The organism is Haemophilus sp. HMSC71H05 (assembly GCF_001838635.1).
Lineage (GTDB): Bacteria > Pseudomonadota > Gammaproteobacteria > Enterobacterales > Pasteurellaceae > Haemophilus_D > Haemophilus_D parainfluenzae_R.
The window spans coordinates 74,834-99,194 of sequence record NZ_KV838023.1; the positions used below are offsets into that span (position 1 = coordinate 74,834).

General features: G+C 41.0%; 24 protein-coding genes. 17 read left to right on the forward strand and 7 right to left on the reverse strand.

Annotated features, from left to right (window positions below):
* The first annotated feature begins 401 nt into the window (after positions 1 to 401).
* Both aroG and HMPREF3279_RS10075 read left to right on the forward strand, forming a co-directional pair.
* On the forward strand, positions 402 to 1,493 hold the full coding sequence (aroG, locus tag HMPREF3279_RS01005; RefSeq protein ID WP_070867785.1) for a 3-deoxy-7-phosphoheptulonate synthase AroG: 1,092 nt from the start codon (positions 402 to 404) through the stop codon (positions 1,491 to 1,493).
* 121 nt (positions 1,494 to 1,614) lie between these two features.
* Entirely contained in the window at positions 1,615 to 2,532 is a 918-nt protein-coding gene (locus HMPREF3279_RS10075) for a LysO family transporter (RefSeq protein ID WP_180365019.1), read from the forward strand.
* A 78-nt stretch (positions 2,533 to 2,610) separates the two neighbouring features.
* Here the strand turns inward: HMPREF3279_RS10075 and hypF are convergent, their stop codons facing one another.
* A complete protein-coding gene (gene hypF / locus HMPREF3279_RS01015; RefSeq protein ID WP_070867786.1) occupies positions 2,611 to 4,878 on the reverse strand; it encodes a carbamoyltransferase HypF in 2,268 nt (755 codons plus the stop codon).
* 13 nt (positions 4,879 to 4,891) lie between these two features.
* Positions 4,892 to 5,167: a hydrogenase maturation factor HybG gene (hybG, locus tag HMPREF3279_RS01020; protein WP_005696275.1), complete on the reverse strand. Its 276-nt coding sequence runs from the start codon at positions 5,165 to 5,167 to the stop codon at positions 4,892 to 4,894.
* Between the two features lie 344 nt (positions 5,168 to 5,511).
* Here hybG and HMPREF3279_RS01025 point away from each other — a divergent pair, with 344 nt between their 5' ends.
* The 12 genes from HMPREF3279_RS01025 to fdhF all read left to right on the forward strand — a co-directional run bounded on the left by HMPREF3279_RS01025 (position 5,512) and on the right by fdhF (position 19,219).
* Positions 5,512 to 6,111, forward strand: coding sequence for a 4Fe-4S dicluster domain-containing protein (locus HMPREF3279_RS01025; protein WP_049357467.1), 600 nt, complete (start codon positions 5,512 to 5,514; stop codon positions 6,109 to 6,111).
* Positions 6,112 to 6,148: 37 nt separating this feature from the next.
* A complete protein-coding gene (gene hyfB, locus HMPREF3279_RS01030; RefSeq protein ID WP_070867787.1) occupies positions 6,149 to 8,170 on the forward strand; it encodes a hydrogenase 4 subunit B in 2,022 nt (673 codons plus the stop codon).
* A gap of 10 nt (positions 8,171 to 8,180) precedes the next feature.
* Positions 8,181 to 9,143, forward strand: a complete 963-nt coding sequence (locus HMPREF3279_RS01035; RefSeq protein ID WP_070867788.1) for a respiratory chain complex I subunit 1 family protein — start codon at positions 8,181 to 8,183, stop codon at positions 9,141 to 9,143.
* A gap of 11 nt (positions 9,144 to 9,154) precedes the next feature.
* Positions 9,155 to 10,600 (forward strand): hydrogenase 4 subunit D, encoded by a 1,446-nt coding sequence (locus HMPREF3279_RS01040; RefSeq protein ID WP_070867789.1) that lies wholly within the window; start codon positions 9,155 to 9,157, stop codon positions 10,598 to 10,600.
* A gap of 15 nt (positions 10,601 to 10,615) precedes the next feature.
* Positions 10,616 to 11,254: a hydrogenase 4 membrane subunit gene (hyfE, locus tag HMPREF3279_RS01045; RefSeq protein ID WP_005697594.1), complete on the forward strand. Its 639-nt coding sequence runs from the start codon at positions 10,616 to 10,618 to the stop codon at positions 11,252 to 11,254.
* A 4-nt stretch (positions 11,255 to 11,258) separates the two neighbouring features.
* A complete protein-coding gene (locus HMPREF3279_RS01050) occupies positions 11,259 to 12,797 on the forward strand; it encodes a hydrogenase 4 subunit F (protein WP_070867790.1) in 1,539 nt (512 codons plus the stop codon).
* A 19-nt stretch (positions 12,798 to 12,816) separates the two neighbouring features.
* Positions 12,817 to 14,547, forward strand: a complete 1,731-nt coding sequence (locus HMPREF3279_RS01055) for a hydrogenase large subunit (RefSeq protein ID WP_049365604.1) — start codon at positions 12,817 to 12,819, stop codon at positions 14,545 to 14,547.
* Positions 14,548 to 14,562: 15 nt separating this feature from the next.
* Positions 14,563 to 15,210 carry a formate hydrogenlyase complex iron-sulfur subunit gene (locus tag HMPREF3279_RS01060; RefSeq protein ID WP_070867791.1) on the forward strand — a complete coding sequence of 216 codons (648 nt, stop codon included), beginning with the start codon at positions 14,563 to 14,565 and terminating at the stop codon, positions 15,208 to 15,210.
* Positions 15,207 to 15,983 (forward strand): NADH-quinone oxidoreductase subunit B family protein, encoded by a 777-nt coding sequence (locus HMPREF3279_RS01065; protein WP_070590791.1) that lies wholly within the window; start codon positions 15,207 to 15,209, stop codon positions 15,981 to 15,983. Before HMPREF3279_RS01060 ends, HMPREF3279_RS01065 begins: the two co-directional genes overlap by 4 nt.
* Before the next feature lie 44 nt (positions 15,984 to 16,027).
* Positions 16,028 to 16,435 carry a formate hydrogenlyase maturation HycH family protein gene (locus tag HMPREF3279_RS01070; RefSeq protein WP_070867792.1) on the forward strand — a complete coding sequence of 136 codons (408 nt, stop codon included), beginning with the start codon at positions 16,028 to 16,030 and terminating at the stop codon, positions 16,433 to 16,435.
* On the forward strand, positions 16,425 to 16,883 hold the full coding sequence (hycI, locus tag HMPREF3279_RS01075; protein WP_005696264.1) for a hydrogenase maturation peptidase HycI: 459 nt from the start codon (positions 16,425 to 16,427) through the stop codon (positions 16,881 to 16,883). The genes HMPREF3279_RS01070 and hycI overlap by 11 nt, the downstream gene beginning before the upstream one ends.
* A 182-nt stretch (positions 16,884 to 17,065) precedes the next feature.
* Positions 17,066 to 19,219: a formate dehydrogenase subunit alpha gene (gene fdhF / locus HMPREF3279_RS01085; protein ID WP_083327142.1), complete on the forward strand. Its 2,154-nt coding sequence runs from the start codon at positions 17,066 to 17,068 to the stop codon at positions 19,217 to 19,219.
* An 83-nt stretch (positions 19,220 to 19,302) separates the two neighbouring features.
* On the opposite strand, the gene HMPREF3279_RS01090 is transcribed toward fdhF, so the two are convergent.
* The 5 genes from HMPREF3279_RS01090 to HMPREF3279_RS01110 are packed head-to-tail and all read right to left on the reverse strand — an operon-like array spanning position 19,303 to position 22,384.
* Positions 19,303 to 19,944, reverse strand: coding sequence for an energy-coupling factor ABC transporter ATP-binding protein (locus HMPREF3279_RS01090; protein ID WP_070867794.1), 642 nt, complete (start codon positions 19,942 to 19,944; stop codon positions 19,303 to 19,305).
* Positions 19,944 to 20,588: an energy-coupling factor transporter transmembrane component T family protein gene (locus tag HMPREF3279_RS01095; protein WP_070867795.1), complete on the reverse strand. Its 645-nt coding sequence runs from the start codon at positions 20,586 to 20,588 to the stop codon at positions 19,944 to 19,946. Before HMPREF3279_RS01095 ends, HMPREF3279_RS01090 begins: the two co-directional genes overlap by 1 nt.
* On the reverse strand, positions 20,585 to 21,196 hold the full coding sequence (gene cbiM, locus HMPREF3279_RS01100; RefSeq protein WP_049385149.1) for a cobalt transporter CbiM: 612 nt from the start codon (positions 21,194 to 21,196) through the stop codon (positions 20,585 to 20,587). Before cbiM ends, HMPREF3279_RS01095 begins: the two co-directional genes overlap by 4 nt.
* A gap of 1 nt (position 21,197) precedes the next feature.
* Positions 21,198 to 21,701 (reverse strand): hypothetical protein, encoded by a 504-nt coding sequence (locus tag HMPREF3279_RS01105; RefSeq protein ID WP_070867796.1) that lies wholly within the window; start codon positions 21,699 to 21,701, stop codon positions 21,198 to 21,200.
* Positions 21,701 to 22,384 (reverse strand): DUF4198 domain-containing protein, encoded by a 684-nt coding sequence (locus HMPREF3279_RS01110; RefSeq protein WP_070867797.1) that lies wholly within the window; start codon positions 22,382 to 22,384, stop codon positions 21,701 to 21,703. Before HMPREF3279_RS01110 ends, HMPREF3279_RS01105 begins: the two co-directional genes overlap by 1 nt.
* 85 nt (positions 22,385 to 22,469) lie before the next feature.
* Here HMPREF3279_RS01110 and HMPREF3279_RS01115 point away from each other — a divergent pair, with 85 nt between their 5' ends.
* The 3 genes from HMPREF3279_RS01115 (at position 22,470) to hypB (ending at position 24,354) form a co-directional block, all read left to right on the forward strand.
* Entirely contained in the window at positions 22,470 to 22,883 is a 414-nt protein-coding gene (locus tag HMPREF3279_RS01115) for a MerR family transcriptional regulator (protein WP_070867798.1), read from the forward strand.
* A 136-nt stretch (positions 22,884 to 23,019) separates the two neighbouring features.
* A complete protein-coding gene (gene hypA, locus HMPREF3279_RS01120; RefSeq protein WP_070867799.1) occupies positions 23,020 to 23,361 on the forward strand; it encodes a hydrogenase maturation nickel metallochaperone HypA in 342 nt (113 codons plus the stop codon).
* 186 nt (positions 23,362 to 23,547) lie between these two features.
* Positions 23,548 to 24,354: a hydrogenase nickel incorporation protein HypB gene (hypB, locus tag HMPREF3279_RS01125; protein WP_049367968.1), complete on the forward strand. Its 807-nt coding sequence runs from the start codon at positions 23,548 to 23,550 to the stop codon at positions 24,352 to 24,354.
* Positions 24,355 to 24,361 lie beyond the last annotated feature (7 nt).

Here is a 24,361-nt window from a genome sequence, read left to right on the forward strand (position 1 = left end):
TAAAAATAAATGACTGAATAAGTGTTCAATCAGACAAAAAAATGAGGGGGATGTTCAGTAAAAACAAGGGCATTGAAAAAATATTTTTAAAAAGTGCGGTAGATGTTGAAATTGTTCTTTTTGCCCGCATTTATCTAAACCTCTTTGTTAATTTGAAGGATAAAAGAATCATTCTGTTTAAATAGGGCTGGTACAACCTATTTTTACGTCAAAAACCTTGCCAGCCAAGGCGGAAATATAGTTTAATAACGCCCTGTTTTAGTGCCTAGGTAGTATAAATTTTACGCAATCACATAATAATTGTGTAAGAATTCAAATGAACTAGTTTACTAGTACAAAAAATAGGTGTAGAGTAACGCCATTAGATTTAAGCACAACATTTAAGATTTAGAGAGTGACATATGGCGACGAAGAAAGAAGAAATCGAAGTAAAAGTTGCAAATGATGATACCCGAATTGAAAAAGTCGATCAGGTATTACCTCCAATTGCCTTATTAGAAAAATTTCCAGCAAGTCAAGAAGCGGCAGATTTAGTTCATGAAACCCGTTTGCATGCGCACAATATTATTCATGGGAAAGATGACCGTTTACTTGTAGTAATTGGTCCTTGTTCTATTCATGATCCTAAAGCCGCATTAGATTACGCAAAACGTTTAAAAGTATTACGTGATAAATATAAAGATACACTTGAAGTGGTGATGCGTGTTTACTTTGAAAAGCCGCGTACAACAGTGGGCTGGAAAGGCTTAATTAATGATCCTTATTTAAATGATACATATCGTTTAAATGATGGTTTGCGTATTGCACGTAAATTATTATCAGATATTAACAACTTAGGCGTACCATCAGCGGGTGAGTTCTTAGATATGATCACACCACAATATGTAGCTGATTTCATGAGCTGGGGCGCAATTGGTGCGAGAACAACTGAATCTCAAGTTCACCGTGAATTAGCTTCAGGCTTATCTTGCGCGGTAGGCTTTAAAAATGGCACAAATGGTGGCGTAAAAGTAGCCTTAGATGCAATGGGCGCGGCAGAAGCTTCGCACTACTTCTTATCTGTGACAAAATTTGGTCATTCGGCTATTGTTTCAACAAAAGGAAATGAAGACTGCCACATTATTTTACGTGGTGGGGATAAAGGTCCTAACTATAAAGCAGAAGACGTTGCAAAAGTTTGTGCAGAGATCGAAAAATCAGGTCGTATTCCACATGTAATGGTTGATTTCAGTCATGCAAATAGTAGCAAACAATTCAAAAAACAAATGGACGTTTGTGAAGATGTTTGCCAGCAAATTGCAGGTGGTTCAAAACAGATCTTTGGTGTCATGGTAGAAAGTCATATCGTTGAAGGGCGTCAAGATTTAGTCGATGGTAAAGCGCAGACTTACGGACAAAGTATCACTGATGCTTGTATCGGTTGGGAAGATACAGAAATCGTGTTAAAACAGTTATCTGATGCGGTATTAGCACGTCGTCAAGTAAATGGCTAATCAGTTTAATTTTCAAATGATTAAAAGTGCGGTTGATTTGACCGCACTTTTTTTATGCGCTTTGAAAAAGAGGACGAAAAGGGGTATGCTAGCTCTAATGGAATAAGAAAGGAGAAGTATGATGCAGGATATGATAAATGGCTTATTAATTGTCTTAATACCAATGGTGTTAGGTTATTTATTAAAGGTCAATAATAAATCCTATATTGCAAAAATAAATCATATCGTGATGTTTTTGCTTTACATTATTCTTTTCTTAATGGGCTATTTACTTGGTCAGTTAGATGATTTAGAACATAAACTGCCTATTATTGGCACAACTGCAGTGACGCTATCTGCGATCATTTTGGGATCCAATATGATTGGCTTGATGCTTTATGACCGCTTAAACCCCGCTGAGCCACTTAAATCACAAGGTAAAATTGATTCTCGTTGGCACTCCTTAATTGACTCGCTCAAACTTTCTGGCACAGTGGTGATTGGTACCCTTTGTGGTTTCTTATTCAAATCCCATCTCATGTTGCCCACAGGTATCAATCTGTATGTGTTGATTGTACTGATTTTCTTTGTGGGGATTCAGCTAAGAAATAACGGCATTTCCTTGAAAGAAGCTCTGTTCAATAGACGAGGTTTCCAAACGGGGATGGTGTTTACTTTTACTTCATTACTAGGCGGTATCATTGCTGCTTTCGTTTTGGCTATGCCAATTACGCAAGGATTGGCGTTTGCCTCTGGAATGGGATGGTATTCGTTATCCAGCGTGGTATTAACCAATGCATGGGGACCAGTACAGGGTAGTATTGCCTTTTTTAATGACTTATCCCGTGAAATTGTCAGTTTATTTGTCATCCCATTATTTATGCGTCATTTCCGTTCGACTGCAATTGGGATTACGGGTGCGACAGCAATAGATTGCACCTTGCCAATTATTCAAAAAGCGGGAGGTATTGAAGTCACGCCAATTGCGATTTCATTCGGATTTGTCACGAATATTCTGCCACCGTTACTATTAGTTTTCTTTTCCAGTATTCCGCTATAAAAAGAAATACAAAAAAACAAAAGAGTTAATCGTCACTTTTCGATTAACTCTTTTTCTTATATTTAACATTAAGGATTATCAGTTTCTATGCATGGCAATAACCGCCTGACCTAAACTGAGTCCACCATCACCCATTGGTAGTTTATGCGCACTTAGTACATGGAATTCGCACAAATTTTGTTTTAATAAGCGACGTAGCAGTTGGTTATGCATCACACCGCCAGATAATACGATGGTACTGCATTGGTGTTTTAGTGCTTGGTTTGTCGCGAGTTCAGCAAAACCCTGGGCGAGAGCATTGTGAAAGGCGAAGGCTTTATCTGCAAGAGGCGCCTGGTAATTCAACCAACTTTGCCAGAAATAAGCCAAATCCAGTTTATTGCCGATAAGTGGCATTTTTACTGGAATATTGACCGCACTTTGTGCTTGTGTCGCCAAAGATGAGGTATTTGCTAGTGCTTCTAAATGACAGGCAGCTTCGCCCTCCCAAGAAACAATGGTTGGAGCAATACCGAGAGCATAAGCTACGGCATCAAATAAGCGACCCGCAGATGATATAGAGGGGCAATTGAGTCCGCGCTCAATGGCATTGATTAATATTTGCCAATTCGGTTCATCGCAAGTTTTAGTGAGTATTTCTTGCCATTGTGGCACAAATTGATGCAGGTGAGCCAGCCAGTTGCGCCAAGGTTGTTTAGCTGCAAGATCGCCTCCTGGCAGAGCAACAGCAGGCAGACCACCTAAATATTGACTCTGTTGATAATCAACGAGTAGACATTCACCTCCCCAAAGTTGTCCATTTTCGCCCATGCCGATACCGTCTAGCGCAAGACCAATTACAGGTTCATTGCAATGATGTTCGGCCATCACGCTGACAATATGAGCATGATGATGAAGTACTTCGATGGGGGGGATTTGTTGCTGTTCAGCAAGTTGTTTTCCGATAGAAGATGAAAAATAGCCAGGATGAGCATCCACCGCGATGATGTCTGGTTTAAATTGATAAATATTTTGAAATAATTCAAGATTCTCACTTAATTGTGACCGCACTTGCTCATTTGCAGTATCACCAATATGTTGGCTCAGTACGGCTTTATTGTGACGTAGTAAGCAGAAGGTATTTTTCAGATCAGAACCCAACGCCAACACATTTTTTGTGCTTTGTGTTTCAAGCGGTATTTCATCTGGCACATAGCCACGAGCACGACGCAATGTTTCTAATCCATCGAAGGCAACGCGAACAAGACTATCATCAGCACGTTGTAGAATATCGCGATTGTGACAAAGATAAAAATCCGCTAAATCAGCTAATTGTTCCACCGCATGTTCATTTTTTAGCACTGGAGGTTGCCCACTTGCATTCGCAGAGGTCATCACGAGCGGACGATTAATCGCGCGTAATAACAAATGTTGTAGTGGATTACTTGGAAGCATGACACCGATTTCTTGCAAGTTAGGTGCGATGTTATCAGCAATATTGGGTACTTTATGTTTTGCTAGTAGTACAATCGGTGCTGCACTGCTGGTTAGCAATTCTGTTTCTTGAGAACTCAAATTCTGTAAAAACTGCAGATCTGGCACCATAATGGCTAATGGTTTTGTGGGACGATGTTTCCGTTGACGTAATAAATCAACCGTCTTTTGATTATTCGCATCACAGGCTAGATGGAAACCGCCTAAGCCTTTAACCGCGACGATGTAACCTTGTTGCAATAAAAGTGCGGTCTGTTTTAGCGCGGTTTCATGAGTAGCAAGGGTTTGTTCTCGATCTTGTAACCAGATATGGGGGCCACAGACTGAACAAGCATTAGGTTGAGCATGAAAACGACGATCAGCGGGATCTTTATATTCTTTTTCACATTGTGGACAAAGCGGAAAAACAGACATCGCCGTGTTTTTTCGGTCGTAAGGAATTGCCTTGATGATGGTAAAACGTGGGCCACAATGGGTACAATTGGTAAAGGGGTAGTGATAACGTCGATTGTTGGGATCGAATAAGTCAGCTAAACAATGTGGACAGGTCGCCGCATCGGGAATAATTTGCGTATCCATTTGATTATTTTCGCTTTCCCGGATAGTAAAGCTTGTTACTGTGGCGGAGTCAGGCCAATTTATGGCGCGCTGAGTAATGTCAGTAATTTGCGCTAGCGGTGGGAGTTTATTTTGTAGGTCGGATAAAAATTGCTCAAGTGCATTTGCTGGTGGAGAGACAAAACGAATTAACACGCCTTGTCCATCATTATTGACATCCCCATTTAATCCATATTGATTTGCCAGAAGCCAGACAAAAGGGCGAAATCCCACGCCCTGAACTTTTCCTTTTATGCGTAATTCGATCCCTTGCATAACGCAATCCTGTTTATTTTTGATTGAGACCAAGAAAATCGCCGACTTCGTGTTCCAGCTGGCTCATCGCAATTAAGGCTTCTTGCGTCTGTTTGGCTTCTTCTTCATCAATAATTGTCATGGCAAAACCCACATGTACGAGAACCCATTTGCCAACCAGCGGTTTTGGGTCATCCTGACAAATTAATGAAATATTAACTTCTCTTTTTACTCCGCAGACATCGACTACAGCAAGCTGTAATGCGCTGTCAGCTACTTGAATGATTTGTCCCGGAATACCTAAACACATAATCTGTCCTTAGTTAGAATGTTTATGAGATGAATTGTTTATTGTGTGCCAATAAACATACTGCGAAAAGGAAATTTTATCACGTAACCATTTAAATTTGTATAGCGATATTTCAAATAAGGTGATGTCTATTTGTTGGAAATTTGTTCACATTTTTAACATAAAATTATTATGTTTCACGGTTATTTAACAGCTGCATCACAGCTGTAGAAAAACAATCAAAATCTTTTGATCTTAATCACAAATTTTTGAATTACTTCTTGAGCTTTACTTTTCGACAGGAGTATCCTTACTACTGGAGTGGTTATTGTAGAAACGTTATTTACATACAAGGAGGGGAATGTATGAATCGTTTTGTAATCGGTGATCCGAAGGATTGCATTGGATGCAACACCTGTATGGCCGCTTGTAGCGAAGTGCATAAAGCTTTCGGATTACAATCTTTTCCACGTTTACAAGTCATGCGTAATGATGATGTAACCGTGCCAATTCTCTGTCGTCATTGTGATGATTCACCATGTGCTACCGTGTGTCCTGTACATGCGATTACACATATTGATGACACTATTCAACTTAACGAAAGTCTCTGTATCGGTTGTAAACTTTGTGGTATTGCTTGCCCATTCGGTGCAATTACCCAACATGGTTCTGCACCGATTGACGCACCAACCTATTATGAGGGATTCTCTTTCACTGATGCGGTAAAACGAGATATTCGTACTGCACCAGATAATACGGATTTACACAATATGCTGGCATGGCAACCAGGCGTAAAAGCCATTGCTGTGAAATGCGATCTTTGCTATTTCCGTGAAGATGGTCCGGCTTGTGTACAAACCTGTCCGACCAAAACGTTATTTATTATTAGTGATGAGAGTATCAAACAGGCTAACGAAAGAAAACGTGAAATGGCAATGGTTTCTTCGCCTGCTATTCCAAGATAATTAGTGTGTTTTAACTTGTAATCAATGGAGTGATATTATGAGTTTACCTATCAATTTACTCATCACGACCCTGTTGATTTATGTCGTAGGTGCGTTTATTTCGCTCGCAGTGAGACGAAACGAACAACTTTCAATCAATATATCCGGCGTGACCGGTGTACTTGCTGGAGTGTTAGGTATTGTTGCCTGCATCCCCGTTCTGATCAGCAGCGACACAGTCGTTGATGTTTTCAAAACCCCATTTGAATTTGCCTCGTTCTCCATCCGTATTGACGGATTGGCAGCGTTTATGGTGTGCGTCATTTCTTTATTAGTGATTGTGACTGCACTTTATTCTTTCTCTTATGTAAAAGAATACAAAGGTAAAGGCGCAGGTTCCATGGGCTTCTTTATGAATTTATTTATCGCTTCCATGGTTGCGTTAGTCACCAGCGATAATGCGTTCTACTTCCTTGTATTCTTTGAAATGATGTCATTGGCATCTTATTTCTTAGTTCTTACCGAACAAGATGACAACGCCGTAAATGCAGGCTTGCTTTATTTCTTTATTGCGCATGCCGGTTCGGTATTAATTATGATCGCCTTCTTCATTTTCTACTGCTATGCCGGTAGTTTTGAATTTAGCGCATTCCGTCAAACCACTTTACCGGCACCGCTTGCCTTTACCGCCTTTATTTTGGCATTTCTAGGTTTTGGCGCCAAAGCAGGGATGATTCCATTACACAGCTGGTTACCGAAAGCTCACCCGGCTGCACCATCTCATGCATCAGCGATGATGTCTGGTGTGATGGTGAAAATCGGTATATTCGGGATCATCAAAGTCGGTGTCGATCTTCTCGGTTCCACCAATGTTTGGTATGGTGTTATCGTACTTGGTTTTGGTGCGGTATCCTCCGTACTCGGCGTACTTTATGCCTTGGCAGAACATGACATCAAAAAACTCTTGGCTTATCACACGGTAGAAAATATCGGTATCATTATGATGGGTGTGGGCGTTGGTATGATTGGTATCGCGACACATCATCCAGTGTTGGCAACCGTGGGCTTACTTGGTGGTTTATACCACTTACTTAACCATGCTGTATTCAAAGGCTTGTTATTCTTAGGTGCAGGTTCAGTAATGTATCGCTTGCATACTAAAGACATGGACTTAATGGGCGGCTTAGGCAAACTTATGCCTTACACTGCATTCTGTTTCTTAATCGGTACCATGGCGATTTCGGCATTGCCACCGTTTAACGGTTTTGTCAGTGAATGGTTTACTTATCAATCTTTATTCACCTTAAGCCAAAGTGATGATTTCGTATTAAAACTTGCCGGTCCGATTGCCATCATTATGTTGGCATTGACTGGTGCGTTAGCGGCACTTTGTTTCGTGAAAGTGTACGGTATCAGCTTCGGTGGTGCACCACGTAGTGAAAAAGCAGCCAATGCACGTGAAGTGCCAAAACCAATGGTGATTGCGATGGCTGTGTTAGCGTTATGCTGTGTGTTGTTAGGTGTGGGCGCATCAGTAGTGACCCCAATAATTGCAAAAATTTCGACCGCACTTGCTCATAGCGAACCGCTAATGTTGGCTCAAAATGGAGTAGTGGTTGCACAAGCTGAACCGCATACTGCACTTTCAACACCAATGGTGACTATCATGTTATTGGCATTTTTCTTCTTGCCATTTAGTTTCTATGCGTTCACCAAAAATCAACGTTTATCCGATCGTGCAAAAGGCAATCCATGGGCTTGTGGTTATGCTTATGAACAAGATATGGCTGCCTCTGCAGGTAGTTTCACTCGTCCGTTACGTACGATTTTCAAATCGCTTTATACCTTGCGTGAAGTGTTGGATCCTGCACCTTTAGGTGATAAGGGTATCCAAGCGGTAATTAAAGGCGCAACAAAAGCTGAACCTTTCTGGGAAGAAAAAATGACGATGCCTATCGCTCATTTTATTCCTTGGTTAGGAACAAAAATCCAATGGTTGCAACAAGGTGACTTCCGTGTGTACTGCGTGTACTTCTTGATTGCCTTGGTGGCAATACTACTTTCCATTGCGTTGATGTAGGAGGTTGAAGATGATTACGTTACCTTCAGAAATTGCAACATCTGCCGGAATGTTTGTTTTTGCCATTGTGCAAGCCTTGATTTTGCTTGCCCTTGCACCGTTATTTTCCGGTATTTCACGTATGATCCGTGCTCGTATTCAATCTCGTCGCGGTCCTGGCGTGTTACAAGATTATCGCGATATTGCGAAATTAATGAAACGTCAAAACATTTGGCCTGACAATGCGGGTTGGGTTTCTAAAGCGATGCCTTATGTGCTAATCAGCACCGTGATGGTAGTCGCCATGAGCTTGCCTTTATTTACCCGTGTCGCACCGTTTGGCGCAGGCAGTGATTTAATCACTGTGATTTATTTATTCGCTTTGTTCCGTTTCTTCTTTTCAATTGCGGGTTTGGATTCAAACAGCACATTCTCAAGTTTAGGGGCAAGTCGTGAAGTCACATTAGGTGTCTTGGTAGAGCCAATTCTCATGTTGGCATTCCTTGTCATTGCGTTAATTGCCGGTTCAACCAATTTTGCGGTTATCGGTAATGCACTTTCCGAAAACACTTGGCAATATCCAATTGCGACAGTGATTGCTATCGCTGCAGCCTTCTTCGCCGTGTTTATTGAAATGGGTAAAATTCCATTCGACTTGGCAGAAGCAGAACAAGAGTTACAAGAAGGTCCATTGACTGAATACTCTGGTCCGGCACTTGCCTTATTAAAAATCGGCTTAAGTTTAAAATCTATGGTTGTGGCATCTATCTTTGTGAGCGTGTTGCTTCCTTTCGGTATCCCGACAGAGATGAGCTTAAGTGCGGTCATTTTAGGTAGTATTTTATTCTTCGTGAAATTATTAGTGGTGTTCGTATTGGCTTGTGTCTTTGAAAACACACTTTCTCGTACCCGCTTTATGTTAACAGGACGTTTAACCGTGGTCGGCTTCGGCATTTCTGTGTTGGCGTTTGTATTTTACTTCACTGGGTTGTAAGGAGGACAAATATGGAACGTTTAGCTCTGATTACAATCATTTTACCTTTCGTAGGGGCGTTTATTGTCGGTTTGAACAAAAAACATTTTGCTCAAATTGCCACAGTATTTGCTGCGCTTGCTACGCTGGGAACCTTGTTAGTCGCAGGACAATGGTTTGCCGATGGTCATCAAAGCGTTACTTATGACATCGTCGCTTTTGATAAAACCGCGATCTTTGGTGTCACTCTTGATGCAGTCAGTACACTAATTGCCTTTGCCGTTGTGGCCTTAGGTTTCTTAATCTGCTTATATTCTTGTGGTTACTTAACTGATAAAAACCGTGAACACCCACATAATGGGTTACCACGTTTTTATGCATTCTTGCTCATCTTTATCGGTGCCATGGCGGGCTTGGTGTATTCCTCAACTTTAGCAGGACAATTATTGTTCTTTGAAATTACTGGGGGATGTTCTTGGGCATTAATCAGTTATTACCAAACACCAAAAGCGCAAGCAGCCGCAATGAAAGCCTTGATTATCACCCACGTGGGGGCAATTGGGTTATATATTGCCGCAGCCTATTTATTCAGCCAATCAGGTACTTTCTCTATCACCGCGTTAGAACATTTAGACCCGAGTGCAAAAAACATCGTGTTATTCGGTGTGATGTTTGCTGCGTGGGGTAAATCAGCACAATTACCAATGCAAATTTGGTTGCCGAATGCGATGGAAGCACCAACACCGGTGAGTGCGTATTTGCATGCCGCATCAATGGTTAAAGTTGGGGTGTATATTTTCGCTCGTTCTGTTATGTCTGCTGGTGAGATTCCACATATTGTGGGTGAAGTCGGCATCATCATGGCGATGATTACCTTAATTTACGGCTTCTTAATGTACTTGCCACAAACTGACTTAAAACGTTTATTGGCGTATTCAACTATTACCCAACTGTCTTATATTTTCATTGGGATTTCTCTTGCTGCATTAGGTTCTAAATTGGCCTTTGTTGCAGCGATTAGCTACATCTTCAACCATGCTTTCGCGAAAAGCTTATTCTTCTTGGTTGCGGGTTCATTAAGTTATGCGACAGGAACCCGTTCTATGCCATTACTACAAGGCATTATGCGTACAATGCCAGTGGTAGGGGCTGGATTTGGTGTGGCCGCGTTAGCGATTGCTGGGGTACCACCATTTAACGGATTCTTCAGTAAATATCCATTATTTGCGGCCGGATTTGAATTAGGCCATGAATATGGATGGATTACTTGGTTAATGGTGCTTGCTTTAGTTGAATCTACCGCGACATTCGTATGGTTGTTGTATAAATTCGGACAATGTGTCATCGGTAAACCATCAGAAGCGGTTGCCAATGCACAACCTATACCATTCTCTATGCGTTTCGTGTTAGTTGTATTAATGGTGATGTCCGTGGTGTCCAGTTTTATCGCCGCATATTGGTTAGGTTTGGCTGGTTAGGTTAAGGAGGAATCTATGTTAATGATAAATGGACTTGCGTGTTTACTCATTATTACCTCTCTTTGCGTAATTATGGTTCGAACCGCCAAAAAAGCTGCATTATTTTATAGTTTGCAATCATTGGTATTGGTATTACTGTTTGTTTATCTTGCTAATGAAATGCAAGCCCACGAACTTTACATGTGGTCAATTAGCGCATTTATTACCAAAGTGGTTTTGGTGCCAGCGATTTTAATCTATGCGATGAAAAAAGTTGATGAAAGTCAAACTCCAGCTGGAATAAATGTCGCTTGGTTGATCCCGATCACAGCAGTGATAGTTACATTGTGCTACTTTGTTGTTGTCCCAATCGATTTACCGTTGGTTGCACATCTTAAACCAGCATTATCAGTGTCATTAAGTCACTTCTTATTAGGTTTAGTATGCATTGTTAGCCAACGCAATATCGTAAAACAAGTATTCGGTTATTGTTTGATGGAAAACGGTTCTCATCTCACATTAGCCTTATTGGCAAATAAAGCACCTGAGTTAGTGGAAATCGGAATTGCCACAGATGCTATTTTTGCCGTCATCATAATGGTGGTGTTGGTAAACAAAATTTACCGTACATTCCATTCATTAGATGCAAAACAACTTATGAGTTTGAAGGGGTAACGCTATGTATGAACAATGGATAATCGCGTTATTAATCGCACCTTTAGCAATATCACTTGCCAGTTTCGCTTGTGGCGTGACAAAAGCACGAACTATTTGTACCGCACTTCATGTTACAGGTTTGATTTTGATGTTAGCATTTGCCTTACAAATTATTAATGGCGTGCTAACTCAGGGGGAAATCAGTGCATTAAATAACTGGGTTTACATCGACAGTTTATCTGCTATTTTCTTAGGTCTCATCGCTATTGTCGGAACGTTAGCCGGTATTTATTCTATCGGCTACATCGGTACGGAATATCGCGAAGGGCACCTTGATTTGAAAACATACTGCAATTATTACGGCTTTTTGCATTTGTTTTTCTTCACCATGATTATTTCTGTGATCACCAATAATGTGATTTTGATGTGGGCAGCCATTGAAGCAACTACATTAAGTTCTGCATTCTTGGTCGGCACATACAAACAAAAAACCTCTCTTGAGGCAGCATGGAAATACATCATTATTTGTTCAGTTGGGGTGGCGTTTGGATTGTATGGCACAATTTTAATGTTCTCTAATGGAACAAATCTTTTAGCTGATCCAAGCCAAGCTATTTTTTGGACAGAAATCAATCAACAGGCAGCGGGTTTGAATCCAATGCTCATGTATCTTGCTTTTGCCTTTATTTTGGTTGGGTTTGGTACTAAGTGCGGTCTATTTCCAATGCATACTTGGTTATCAGATGCACACAGTGAGGCGCCAAGTCCAGTGAGTGCGATTCTATCAGCCGTGTTATTGAATTGTGCCATGTTGGTGGTATTGCGTTATTACATCTTAGTTTCTAAAGCAGTTGGTTCTACATACCCGCAAACCTTGTTGTTGGTATTTGGTTTACTCTCTGTATTAGTGGCGGCGTTGTTTATTATCGTCCAATTCGACATCAAACGTTTATTGGCATATTCCAGTATTGAAAACATGGGGTTAATTAGCTTTGCCTTTGGTTTAGGTGGCCCAATCGGTGTATTTGCGGGTTTATTACATACCATCAACCATAGTTTAGCGAAAACCTTGTTATTCTGTGCTTCAGGTAACATATTATTAAAATATAAAACCCGTGATATGAACCAAGTACGTGGTTTATGGCGTGTAGCACCAATGACAGCGGTGTTATTTGCCGGTGGTGCATTAGCACTAGGTGGTATCCCACCATTTAACGTGTTCGTCAGTGAATTCAGTATCGCTGTTGCCGGTATTTACGCAGGTAAAACTTGGTTAATGGTGTTCTGTTTAATTTTGCTCACTATCGTGTTAGCTGGATTGTCTTTAATGGTATTAAAAACCGTATTAGGCAAACAACCGGATAATGTTGAAGTGGGGGATGTGAACAAAGTTTCACTCGTGGCGATGGCAATTTTATTGTTATTCATGTTTATTATGGGTATTCATATTGCCGAACCAATTTTGCAGTTATTAAAAAGTGCGGTCGGAATTGTACTCGGATCTGAACAAGTGTCTTTTGGTGAAATGTTAGTTTTACCTTGGCAAAGTTTAGCGCAATGATCGACAGGAGGATAAATATATGGAATTAACTAAAAATACATCAGTCGATCCAGCCAAAATGATTGGCAAAAATTACATTGAAGCAGTCAATGCAAAATTTCCAAATACCATTTTGGATGAGGAGTGGTCAACACCAAATCAGGTTACCCTTACCATTAAAACCAATATGTTACCTGACGTGGTTGAATACCTTTATTATCAACATGAAGGTTGGTTACCTTTGGTATTTGGGAATGATGAGCGTTCAATTCATGGCAACTATGCAGTGTACTACGTGCTTTCCATGGAAGGGGAAGTGAAAACTTTTATCACCATTAAAGCCTTAGTTGATCCTGTGAGCTTAGAATTTCCGTCAGTGACACCAAAAGTCAAAGCGGCGGTTTGGGGTGAGCGTGAATTATTCGATATGTATGGTTTGAAAGCCGTAGGTTTACCAGACCAACGACGCTTAGTGTTGCCAGATGATTGGCCGGATGATCTTTATCCATTACGTAAAGACTCCATGGATTATCGTTTACGTCCCGATCCGACAACCGCGACAGAAACATACGAATTTATTAACGAAAAAGGCGAAGCACGTATCGTTCCACTTGGCCCGTTACATATCACTTCTGATGAACCTGGACACTTCCGTTTGTTCGTGGATGGGGAAGATATCATTGATGCGGACTATCGTTTGTTCTATGTGCACCGTGGTATGGAAAAATTGGCGGAAACCCGTATGGATTACGACCAAGTTAACTTCCTGGCTGACCGTGTATGTGGAATTTGTGGTTTCACACATAGTGTGGCCTATGCTAATTCCGTCGAAAGTGCTTTGGGAATTCAAATTCCAAAACGCGCTGAATGGATTCGTGCGATTTTATTAGAAGTCGAACGTTTGCACAGTCACTTATTAAACTTAGGTCTATCTAGTCACTTTACCGGCTTTGATACTGGCTTTATGCAATTCTTCCGCGTTCGTGAGAAATCTATGACCTTGGCAGAAGTGCTAACCGGTGCACGTAAAACCTATGGTATTAACCTTATCGGTGGTGTGCGTCGTGATATGTTGAAACATCAACGTGAGCAATGTATCAAACTTATCGGCGAAATGCGTGAAGAACTCAAAACCTTAACCGATATTTTATTGAATACACCGAATATGGAACAACGTACGGTGGGTGTCGGTGTCTTGGCAAAAGATATCGCGCGTGATTTTAGCCCGGTTGGGCCAATGATTCGTGGTTCTGGCTTTGCTCGTGATGTGCGTAAAGTACACCCATTCTCCGGTTATGGTGATATTCCTTTCAATCTCTTCACTGAAGCCAATGGTGACGTGTTATCTCGTGTGAAAGTGCGGATTAATGAAGTGTTTGAATCCATGAATATCATCGATTACATGGTGGACAATTTGCCAAGTGGTGAAATCTTAAAAGAAGGTTTCAATTATACCCCTGGACGTTTTGCTTTAGGGATTACGGAAGCACCACGTGGCGAAGATATTCACTGGTCAATGCTAGGAGATAATCAAAAACTTTTCCGTTGGCGTTGTCGTGCTGCTACTTATGCTAACTGGCCAACTTTACGCTATATGTTGCGTGGCAATACAGTGTCTGATGCGCCACTTATTATTGGTAGCCTTGACCCTTGCTATTCTTGTACCGACCGTGTCACCGTGGTGGATGTGCGTAAACGCAAAGCGAAAACCGTAGATTATAAAGAGATTGAACGCTACGGTATCGAACGTAAAAATTCACCATTGAAATAGTAGGGGAGGCGGAATATGTTTAAATTACTAAAAACGGTATTTAAAGCAGGTGATGTCACCACCAAATATCCGTTCAAACCTTATGAAGTCGATGAGGATTTTAGAGGAAAACCGGAACTCAATTCTGATCAATGTATTGTCTGTGCGGCTTGTACCATTGCTTGTCCAGCTAATGCGTTGACCATGAGAACAGATCCGGTGACAGGCGACCGTACCTGGTCATTATTTCTTGGTCGTTGTATTTTCTGTGGTCGTTGTGAAGAGGTTTGTCCAACTAAAGCCATTCGCTTGTCACAAGATTTTGAACTCTCAGTGACCAATAAACAGGATCTTTTCCAAGAAACAACCTTTGCTACAGTAACTTGTCAGGAATGTGGTAAACCGTTTATTTCTTATAAAGAATTGAACTACACCATTGATTTATTCAAACAAACTTTGGATAAACCTGAATTAGTGAAACAAAAATTGGTGGAGTTGCATACTTGTCCGGTTTGTAAACGTCAGCACAGCTTAGAAAAAACCGCGAATATGGAATCCAACATGCGGATGAAATTAATCGACTTTAAAGAGCCGGTTCGCTTGAATTTCAAAAAAGCGCTCGAGCAACGAGAACAAAGTGCGGTTGATTTACCTAACGTTTTAGCAGGAGGCGAAAGACGATGAACACACAAATTCCAATGCCGGTCAATGGCATATCAACACCGTTTAGTATTGATGAAAATATTGCCAAAATGAAACAAACGTTGCTGAAAGATATTCAACGTTCAGCTTACGTTTATCGTGTGGACTGCGGCGGTTGTAATGGGTGTGAAATCGAAATTTTCAGTACCATTACGCCAACATTCGATGCAGAACGTTTTGGTATTAAAGTGGTAGCCTCACCTCGTCATGCGGACATTTTATTGTTCACCGGTGCAGTTACCCGTGCGATGCGTACGCCAGCAATGCGTGCTTACCAAGCTGCACCGGATCCTAAAATCTGTATTTCTTACGGGGCTTGCGGTTGTGGCGGCGGTATTTTCCACGATCTCTATTGTGTTTGGGGCGGTAGTGATCAAATTGTGCCAATTGATGTGTATATCCCTGGCTGCCCTCCAACCCCTGCAGCGACCATTTATGGATTCGCGGTAGCACTTGGTTTGCTTGATCAAAAGCTTAAAGGTAAACAAGAAAAAGCTGATCCTAACGCAGAAGCTAAATTACGTTTCCCAACTATTCCGTTGGATTTGCGTATTAGTCTTGAACGTGAAGCGCGTCGTCTTGCCGGTTATCGTCAAGGCGGTAACATCGCTAACCAATTTATGGCAATGATGACAGAAAATGACAAAGTGCCATTTGGTGTACGTTTAGGTGAATACCTAGAACGAGAAGCCGATCCGCGTTTAAGCGAAATCGTCAATCGTTTGCATGCGATTAGTATGCCGTTTTCGGGATAATTAATAGTGGGGCAAGTGATTGCCCCTATAAAAATGGGAATGTTATGACAACGAAAGTCTTTTTCTATTTATTAAACGAACGTTTCGTCGAAAACGATGAACAAGTGCCAGAGCAAGCAAAACAGGTGATGTATTACTCTTTGGCGATTGGTCACCATGTTGGCGTAATTGATTGTTTTAAAAAATTACTGGTTTGTGACTACGATGCTTATCAACGTTTTGTAGATAGCTTTCCAGAAGGGGATGCTAAACGTAAATTTGCCGGCTTAATGCGATTTGGTGAAATTGTGATTGATTCCAGCCATGTCAATTTATTGGCGAAAGCAATGGATGAAAATAAAGCCAATTTTACCCCAGAACATCAAGAGTGGATCGAAATTCTGATGGATACGTTAGCATCGATTCAGCGTGAACCTGTGATGTATATTATGGTGAAACGTCGTGACGAATAATGTGATCTTAACCGTTGGCAACAGTATGATGGGGGATGACGGTGCAGGCCCTTATCTCTATCAGCTATTGAGTGAAAATCCATTGCCAAATTGGACCGCACTTGACGGCGGCTCGGCACCAGAAAATGTTGCACATATTGTGCGAGACATGAAACCCGATTTGCTTTTAATTTTTGATGCGGCTGATATGGAATTAGCACCAGGCAAAATCCGAATCATTGAGAAAGAAAGCATTGCGGAAATGTTTTTCATGAGTACGCATAATATGCCGCTCAATTACCTCATTGAACAACTGGAACAGGATATTAAACAAATCGTTTTTGTTGGACTCCAACCCGATCTGGTTTCCTTTGGTTTTCCGATGACAGAAAGCGTAAAAGAGTCTGTGCAATTTATGTATGATTTTTTAAAAGAGGGAAGATCGCTTGAAGAGATTCCTGTTTTGTAAAAAAGTGAGGGTGATTTTCTAAACATACTTTAAAAATATTACGAAAACATGTTTTATATCAATAAATCCATGTTTTTTGTAAGACTATAAACTGATTTTGGGTGTAATATATACCCAGAATTAATTATTCTAATTCTATCTCTAACCTCGTGTTGTACTAAAATAAGGACGTTACTATGGCTATTAAAAAAGTAATTACCGTATGTCCGTATTGTGCCTCAGGTTGTAAAATCCATCTTTTGGTGGAAAACAACAAAATTGTGGGAGCTGAAGGTGCAAACGGCAAGACAAACGAAGGGGAGTTATGCCTAAAAGGATATTATGGCTGGGATTTTGTGCATGACACAAAAATCCTGACTCCTCGCCTAACTCAACCGATGATCCGCTACAAACGTGGCGAACCATTCACACCAGTGAGCTGGGAAGAAGCGATTTCTTACACAGCAAGACGTCTCAGTGAAATCAAAGAAAAGTACGGTAACGAATCGATTATGGTAACGGGCTCTTCCCGTGGACCAGGTAACGAAGTGAACTTCGTTATGCAAAAATTCGCCCGTGCGGTATTAGGAAATAACAACATTGACTGTTGTGCGCGCGTGTGACACGGCCCTTCTGTAACAGGTCTGCTCAAATCGGTCGGTAACGGCGCAATGTCCAACTCAATTGTTGAGATTGAAGATACCAAATGCGTATTCATTTTTGGCTATAATGCCTCCACTTCACACCCTATTGTGGCGCGTCGGATTAACCACGCCAAAGCAAAAGGGGCGAAAGTTATTGTTTGTGACCCTCGTAAAATCGAAACAGCCCGTATTGCGGATATTTATGCGCCGCTTGCTAACGGGTCTAACGTCGCATTCTTGAATGCGATGATGAATGTGATTTTAGAAGAAGGATTACAAGATCAAAAATTTATTGATGAACACACCGAAAACTTCGATGCGTTCTATGAAACCGTGAAAGCTTATACACCGGAATCCACACAACATATCACAGGTATTGAACCTGAAATGTTGCGTGAAATTGCCCGCACTTATGCGAAAGCGGAAACAGCTACTATCTTATGGGGTATGGGCGTTTGCCAATTCCGTCAAGGTGTAGAAACCGTACGTGCATTAGCAAGCTTGGCAATGCTTACCGGTAACTTAGGTAAACCAAATGTTGGGGTGAACCCAGTACGTGGTCAAAACAACGTACAGGGCGCGTGCGATATGGGTGCATTATTCAACACATTACCAGGCTATCAAAGTTTTGCTGACCCAGAAACTAACGCAAAATTTGCGAAAGCTTGGGGCGTGCCATCTATTCCAACCAAACCAGGTGTGCCGTTGAGTGAAGTGCCTGAAGCAATCATGGAAGATAAAATTAAAGCATTCTATATCATGGGTGAGGATACACTACAAACTGAGCCTGATATTAATGCGGTTAAAAAAGCCTTCGAGAAAGTTGAACTTCTCATTGTTCAAGATATCTTCATGACTCAAACAGCCGCAGAAGCAGATATTTTATTACCTGCGACTTCTTGTGCTGAGCATGAAGGTGTGTATAGTGCCGCTGACCGTGGTTTCCAACGTTTCTATAAAGCCGTTGAACCATCTGGCGATGTCAAGGACGACTGGGTGATCATTAGCGAACTAGCTACAGCAATGGGTTACCCAATGCACTATAACAATACCAAAGAAATTTGGGATGAACTTCGTTCACTTTGCCCAATTTACAAAGGGGCAACCTACGAAAAAATGGAAGGCATGGGCTATATCCAATGGCCATGTACTGACGAAGGCCCTGAAGATCAAGGTACAACATACTTGTATAAAGGCCAAATCTTCGACCGTCCGAACGGCAAAGCTGAGTTCTTTGCTTGCGACTGGGAACCACCGATGGAAGATCTCTCTGAAGAATTCCCATTGATACTTTCCACAGTACGTGAAGTGGGTCACTATTCTTGCCGTTCAATGACAGGTAACTGCCGAGCTCTTGCTGCACTTGCGGATGAGCCGGGATTCGTACAAATGAACGATCAAGATGCCAAAGAATTGGGCATTAAAAACAACGACTTGGTTTGGATTGCCTCATCACGCGGTAAAGTTATTTCTCGTGCAGATGTGAGCACTCGTACAAACAAAGGCGCTTGCTATATGACCTATCAGTGGTGGATCGGTAAATGTAACGAATTAACCGCTGAACATTTGAATCCAGGTTCTAGAACGCCGGAATACAAATATAGCGCGGTTCGTATTGATAAAATCGAAGACCAAGCCTGGGCTGAACGCTATGTGGTAACTGAATACGCGAAATTAAAAAATCGCTTAAAAGAAACCGCCCTTGTGGCTTGATTAGCGTCATAAATGAATTACGGGCGAACTTAAATGGTTCGCCCGTTTTTTATTCAATTATTTCTTACGCATGATGAACGCATTTAGCCATCGTTATCCGTAGCTAAAGATAAACAGGAATCCGCAAGTGTTTCACTAAAGCGTAAATCATGTGAGGCAATAAGCATTGGTAACTGTAGTTCACGTAAAAGTGCGGTCAGTTTTGCAATATTTTTTACATCCAACCCATTGGTTGGTTCATCTAACAGCAATACTTTTGGCTGCATCGCCAGAACACCGGCTAGTGCAGTAAAATTCTGTTCACCGCCAGATAAGGTATTTACTGAGCGATCTTTTAACCTAACAATATTCAGACGTTCTAGTTGCTGTAATGCAATTTGATAGGCTTCATTTCTGTTCAAGCCCTGATTAAGAGGACCAAACGCCACATCATCAAGTACGGTTGGACCAAAAAGTTGATCGCCCGCGTGTTGGAAACAGATGCCGACTTTTCCACGTAGTGGTACAAAATCTTTTTCTTGGCGGCAGGTGTTATCGAACCAGCTAATCTCTCCTTGTTGGTATGGGATAAAGCCTAATAGACAGTGTAATAGGGTTGATTTCCCACAACCAATATCACCTTGTAAAAAAAGGCGATGACCTTCAGGGAGTTCAAAAGAAAGGTTATCAATAATCACACGTTGGTCACGCATGATCTGTAATTGTTTGACTTCGAGGACGTTCATCAAGATTTATCCTGTGTTTTTTTCATATCATGCAGCTGAAAGCCACGTGCTTTTAGCGCCATTTCTGTTTTTTCTGCTTTAACGAGTGCATGAATTAATAATAATGCCACACGTTGCGCGGCGATAAATAAGGTTCTGCCGTTAAGTTTTGGCTGGTATCCACGCGCGCGCATTGCCATATCCATTTTTTTATGTACTTCACTGAACACTGAAATATAGCGCACAGTGAGAACAAAGAGGTGAAGTAGTTTTTCAGGCAATGGCAAACGACACAATGCTTGCAATAAAAGGCTCTCGTTCATATCAATTAACAAGAGGCGAGTTAAGCTTAAAATTAAATTGAAACGTAGCGTGATGAGTAGCGCGAGCTGAATGCCCATTGGATTTAATGTTAAGCCTTGTTCGGTGATTTTCCAGCTTAAGGTTAACCAAACGAGTAGAGTAAAGAGATTTAGTTTCAGCCAATATTTGAAATAACCGGCAAGGGATTTTTGATAGCGAATTAGCGTAATAAGTAATCCGCTGAATACGATCAGATTAAGGATAATAAGCGTTGAAATATGTGTCATTGTGCTGACGATAAGTCCACACAAAAACACATAAATTAATCGCAAGTGCGGTTGAAAAATAGCAAGAAAATTCATTTCACCACACTGAGCGCTGTTGGATACATTTTGTTTAACAATAAGACCACCCCGACGCTGACGATACTGTCGATAATAAATACGGGAATATGTGATATTACCAGCAGCATGATCAGATCGCTGTAAGCTTTACCACCATCTAGAGCCAAGACTAAAGAGGCGAGCAAGGCTGAGCCGCCAACGCCGATCACGCCAGCACCAATACCTGCAGTAATTTGAGTTCGACGGGAATTGTCATTTTCAAGTCTTTTTGCAAATAGCCAATGTACAAGAAGGGCAGGTAATGCCATTACGCATAAATTGACACCTAATACAGCAAATCCCCCGAAGGAAAAGAGCAGGGCTTGTAATACCAATGCGATTAAAAAAGCAGGAAAAACTGCCCAGCCGAGAAACAGGCCGGCCATGCCGTTTAAGATGAGATGCACGCTGCCAATGCCAACTGGTACATGAATGGTACCTGCAACAAAAAAAGCAGCGGCAAACAATGCCGTTAGCGGCAATTGTTGCGAATTAAGACGTTTAAGACCAATCATTACGCAGACTAATGCAACAGCTGCACCACCAAGCAATACGGGTGTATGCAACACACCTTCCGATAAATGCATATTATCTTTCCTTAGATTGCGACGCACGTGTCATCTTTGAGGCTCTAATCAATGCCCATAAGCCGAAAATGCCAACAATATAACCGATACCACCAATAATATCGTGTAGGTAAATTTTGTCTTTTAATTTAGAAATATCTTCGCGGACCAACATCAATGCATTGTCATTGTTATTAGTGGCTTGCGCAGATACTCTGTTGGCAACAATTGAAGCTCGATGTCCTTCTTCACCTTCTATCACTACTTTAATGGCGCCTTCGGCAGTGGTATTGATCGGATAGGCAAATTGCCCATCTCGATCTGTTTTGCCTTCCAATAGAGGGGAGTCCTGGCCAGCTTGCAAAATCTCCATATAGGTTTCTGCCGCTGGAGTCATATCGGAATAATAGGCTTTACCAGAGACTGTGCGTCCATCATATTGTGCAAAAACATGCAAACTATGAGCCAATGCTGATGGCGCGCACAGCCAGGTGAAAAGTGCGGTTAAAAATACAACTCTTTTCATTATTTCGCGTCAAAAGTGAGCATATATTCAACACTACGTTTGTTATAGTCAGGATTGCCTTTAACCGGCTCGTCAAATTCTGCCCAGACTTTGTTATAACCAGCTTTAGGGGTGAATTGTGCAATACCTTTTTCATTGGTTAAGTTGAATGGATGATCTTCGCCTAAACCCACTTTGATGCCTTGCACAGGTTTACCTTTGACTAACACGAGAATATCGAGTGGTTGTCCCGCTTTCGGTTCACTTTGTGGGATTAATTCATAATCCATGTTGTGTGATTTATTTGCTTGCGTATCCCAGTGTAAAATCGCTTTGCCGAATTTGATTGGATTAACACTGAGTACAGCTTCAGGTGCTTGCTGTTTGGTTTTTTCGACATATTTACCACTTGGCAATTTTGACCAAACGCCATTATCAAAGCGAATAAATGCGATGGCTGCATCAGGTGCAGCAAAGTGTGCTTCGCCTTCTTTAAAATTTACTGTGGCATTTTGCAATTGGCCTTTAGCATCAAGTAGGCGTACCGCTTTTAATTTGCTTTGAGGATAGGTTTCGGTTTCCTCATGACCAAATTTAACCACATATTGCCCTTTTACATCCTTAACGGGCTCCAACCAAACATTATGTGCATTAGCGAGTGAAGCACCGAATAGTGCAGTGATAAGTAATGCTGTTTTTTTCATGGAAGTTCTCCTTTTCTAACATGTGAACACTGTGATAAAGTATAAAATATGAAGTAACTTCAGAGTCAAGTGTAATTTTAAAAAAATGAAAATTGGTCAGCTAGCCAACATTGTTGGCTGTACAGTGGAAGCTGTACGTTTCTATGAAAAACAAGGATTGATCGAATCCGCCAAGCGGACGAGTGGTAATTTTCGTGTTTATACGGAAGAGCATTTAAAACAACTTTCTTTTATTTGCTATTGCCGCAGTTTGGATATTTCACTAAAAGAAATCAAAATGTTGCTCAATCCTCAATGTGCTACTCAAGAGCAGGAAAGGGAAATTAATGAGCTGCTAGATCGACATATTCGAGAAGTATCAAAACGGATCCATGAATTGGCTCACTTGAGAATTCGCTTAATTCAGCTCAAAGGCAAATGTAGCCAATTTGAACAAAACAATGATTTAATGAATACTTTATTGCAACATAGCGGCATTAATTTTGTGCCGCTAAAATGATTTCTTGTACGAGTACCAGTAAAAATTTTTCAAATAACGTTTAAATATCGAACAACGAAACACAGAAACGCTGAAAATAAACATCAAAAAAGAGTAAAATTGGAACAGACTGCTTTTTTATTTTAAGGAGAAAATCATGCATGAGATGTCTCTCTGTCAGAATATTATGGAAATTATTGATCAACAACAGAAAAAGCATAAGATTCATGAAGTGACAGATATTTGGCTAGAAATTGGGGCACTGTCTTGTGTCGAGCAAAGTGCGGTAGAATTTTGCTTTGAAATTATGCGCAAAGATACCGTTGCTGAAAACTGTCAGTTACATTTTATTCATTTACCTGCGATTGCATGGTGCTGGCAATGTCAAAAGGAAGTTGAGATTGAAGCCTATCAAGATTGCTGTCCACATTGTCACAGTGCATGTTTACAACGTCGAAGTGGTACTGAATTTAGAGTGAAAGAAATTGCCGTAAAATAGCAAGACATCTAAATTGGCAAATTTAACCTTATCTTTTGAATATAAAATACGCTAACTACTTGATAGTATGTATTTATCTCTCTTCAAAGAATATATTTAAGATAGAGAATATGGTATTCTAACGCATGTGAATTACCATGGATTCTAAGTATTTACAGAATAAACGAAACATTATTGAGGTGACTTATGTGTACAACCTGTGGCTGTGGCCATCCAGACCAAGTCAGAATCGGAGAATTACCGCATGTTCATAATGATTCCAATGCGCAACATGCAACAAAACTACCTAATTTTTCTCACTCCGCCTTCCGCATGCCAGACTCTCCACAACAAGATGAAACTCAGCAACGATTACTGAAAGTAGAACAAGATATTCTTGGCGCAAACAATCAATTAGCCGATATGAATCGTCGCTTTTTTGCTAATCAACACATTTTGGCACTTAACCTCGTTTCAAGTCCAGGTTCAGGCAAAACAACCTTATTGACGACCACACTAAACGCATTAAAAAATGACTATCCTTGTTATGTGATCGAGGGCGATCAGCAAACAGAGAACGATGCGGATCGTATTCGTCAAACGGGTGTGCCGGCGATTCAAGTTAATACAGGGAAAGGTTGTCACTTAGATGCACAAATGATCGGCAATGCATTGGTGAAATTGCAGCCACAGGAAAATAGTCTGATGTTTATTGAAAATGTCGGAAACCTAGTCTGCCCATCAGAGTTTGATTTAGGCGAGCACGCCAAAGTAGTGATTTTATCTGTAACAGAAGGCGAAGATAAACCACTCAAATATCCACATATGTTTGCGGCTTCGAAGTTAATGATTTTAAACAAAGTGGATTTACTGCCGTACTTAAATTTCGATGTGGAAAAATGTATTGCTTATGCAAAACAAGTGAATCCAACAATTGAGGTTATCCAGTTGTCTTCTCAAAGTGGAGAAGGGTTACAGCAATGGCTAGACTGGTTAAAAGCGCAAGAAAGATAGGAGCATC

What these genes read in the sequence shown, in the direction of transcription:
- hypB (WP_049367968.1), top strand. Translation starts at nt 23,548, where the DNA reads ATGTGTACAACCTGTGGCTGTGGCCATCCAGACCAAGTCAGAATCGGA.
- hybG (WP_005696275.1), bottom strand. Translation starts at nt 5,167, where the DNA reads ATGTGTTTAGGTATTCCGGGACAAATCATTCAAGTAGCTGACAGCGCA.
- HMPREF3279_RS01035 (WP_070867788.1), top strand. Translation starts at nt 8,181, where the DNA reads ATGATTACGTTACCTTCAGAAATTGCAACATCTGCCGGAATGTTTGTT.
- cbiM (WP_049385149.1), bottom strand. Translation starts at nt 21,196, where the DNA reads ATGCATTTATCGGAAGGTGTGTTGCATACACCCGTATTGCTTGGTGGT.
- HMPREF3279_RS01025 (WP_049357467.1), top strand. Translation starts at nt 5,512, where the DNA reads ATGAATCGTTTTGTAATCGGTGATCCGAAGGATTGCATTGGATGCAAC.
- HMPREF3279_RS01050 (WP_070867790.1), top strand. Translation starts at nt 11,259, where the DNA reads ATGTATGAACAATGGATAATCGCGTTATTAATCGCACCTTTAGCAATA.
- HMPREF3279_RS01055 (WP_049365604.1), top strand. Translation starts at nt 12,817, where the DNA reads ATGGAATTAACTAAAAATACATCAGTCGATCCAGCCAAAATGATTGGC.
- HMPREF3279_RS01040 (WP_070867789.1), top strand. Translation starts at nt 9,155, where the DNA reads ATGGAACGTTTAGCTCTGATTACAATCATTTTACCTTTCGTAGGGGCG.
- HMPREF3279_RS01065 (WP_070590791.1), top strand. Translation starts at nt 15,207, where the DNA reads ATGAACACACAAATTCCAATGCCGGTCAATGGCATATCAACACCGTTT.
- hyfB (WP_070867787.1), top strand. Translation starts at nt 6,149, where the DNA reads ATGAGTTTACCTATCAATTTACTCATCACGACCCTGTTGATTTATGTC.
- HMPREF3279_RS01090 (WP_070867794.1), bottom strand. Translation starts at nt 19,944, where the DNA reads ATGAACGTCCTCGAAGTCAAACAATTACAGATCATGCGTGACCAACGT.
- HMPREF3279_RS01110 (WP_070867797.1), bottom strand. Translation starts at nt 22,384, where the DNA reads ATGAAAAAAACAGCATTACTTATCACTGCACTATTCGGTGCTTCACTC.
- hyfE (WP_005697594.1), top strand. Translation starts at nt 10,616, where the DNA reads ATGTTAATGATAAATGGACTTGCGTGTTTACTCATTATTACCTCTCTT.
- HMPREF3279_RS01060 (WP_070867791.1), top strand. Translation starts at nt 14,563, where the DNA reads ATGTTTAAATTACTAAAAACGGTATTTAAAGCAGGTGATGTCACCACC.
- HMPREF3279_RS01115 (WP_070867798.1), top strand. Translation starts at nt 22,470, where the DNA reads ATGAAAATTGGTCAGCTAGCCAACATTGTTGGCTGTACAGTGGAAGCT.
- HMPREF3279_RS10075 (WP_180365019.1), top strand. Translation starts at nt 1,615, where the DNA reads ATGCAGGATATGATAAATGGCTTATTAATTGTCTTAATACCAATGGTG.
- hypF (WP_070867786.1), bottom strand. Translation starts at nt 4,878, where the DNA reads ATGCAAGGGATCGAATTACGCATAAAAGGAAAAGTTCAGGGCGTGGGA.
- HMPREF3279_RS01105 (WP_070867796.1), bottom strand. Translation starts at nt 21,701, where the DNA reads ATGAAAAGAGTTGTATTTTTAACCGCACTTTTCACCTGGCTGTGCGCG.
- HMPREF3279_RS01095 (WP_070867795.1), bottom strand. Translation starts at nt 20,588, where the DNA reads ATGAATTTTCTTGCTATTTTTCAACCGCACTTGCGATTAATTTATGTG.
- hypA (WP_070867799.1), top strand. Translation starts at nt 23,020, where the DNA reads ATGCATGAGATGTCTCTCTGTCAGAATATTATGGAAATTATTGATCAA.
- aroG (WP_070867785.1), top strand. Translation starts at nt 402, where the DNA reads ATGGCGACGAAGAAAGAAGAAATCGAAGTAAAAGTTGCAAATGATGAT.
- HMPREF3279_RS01070 (WP_070867792.1), top strand. Translation starts at nt 16,028, where the DNA reads ATGACAACGAAAGTCTTTTTCTATTTATTAAACGAACGTTTCGTCGAA.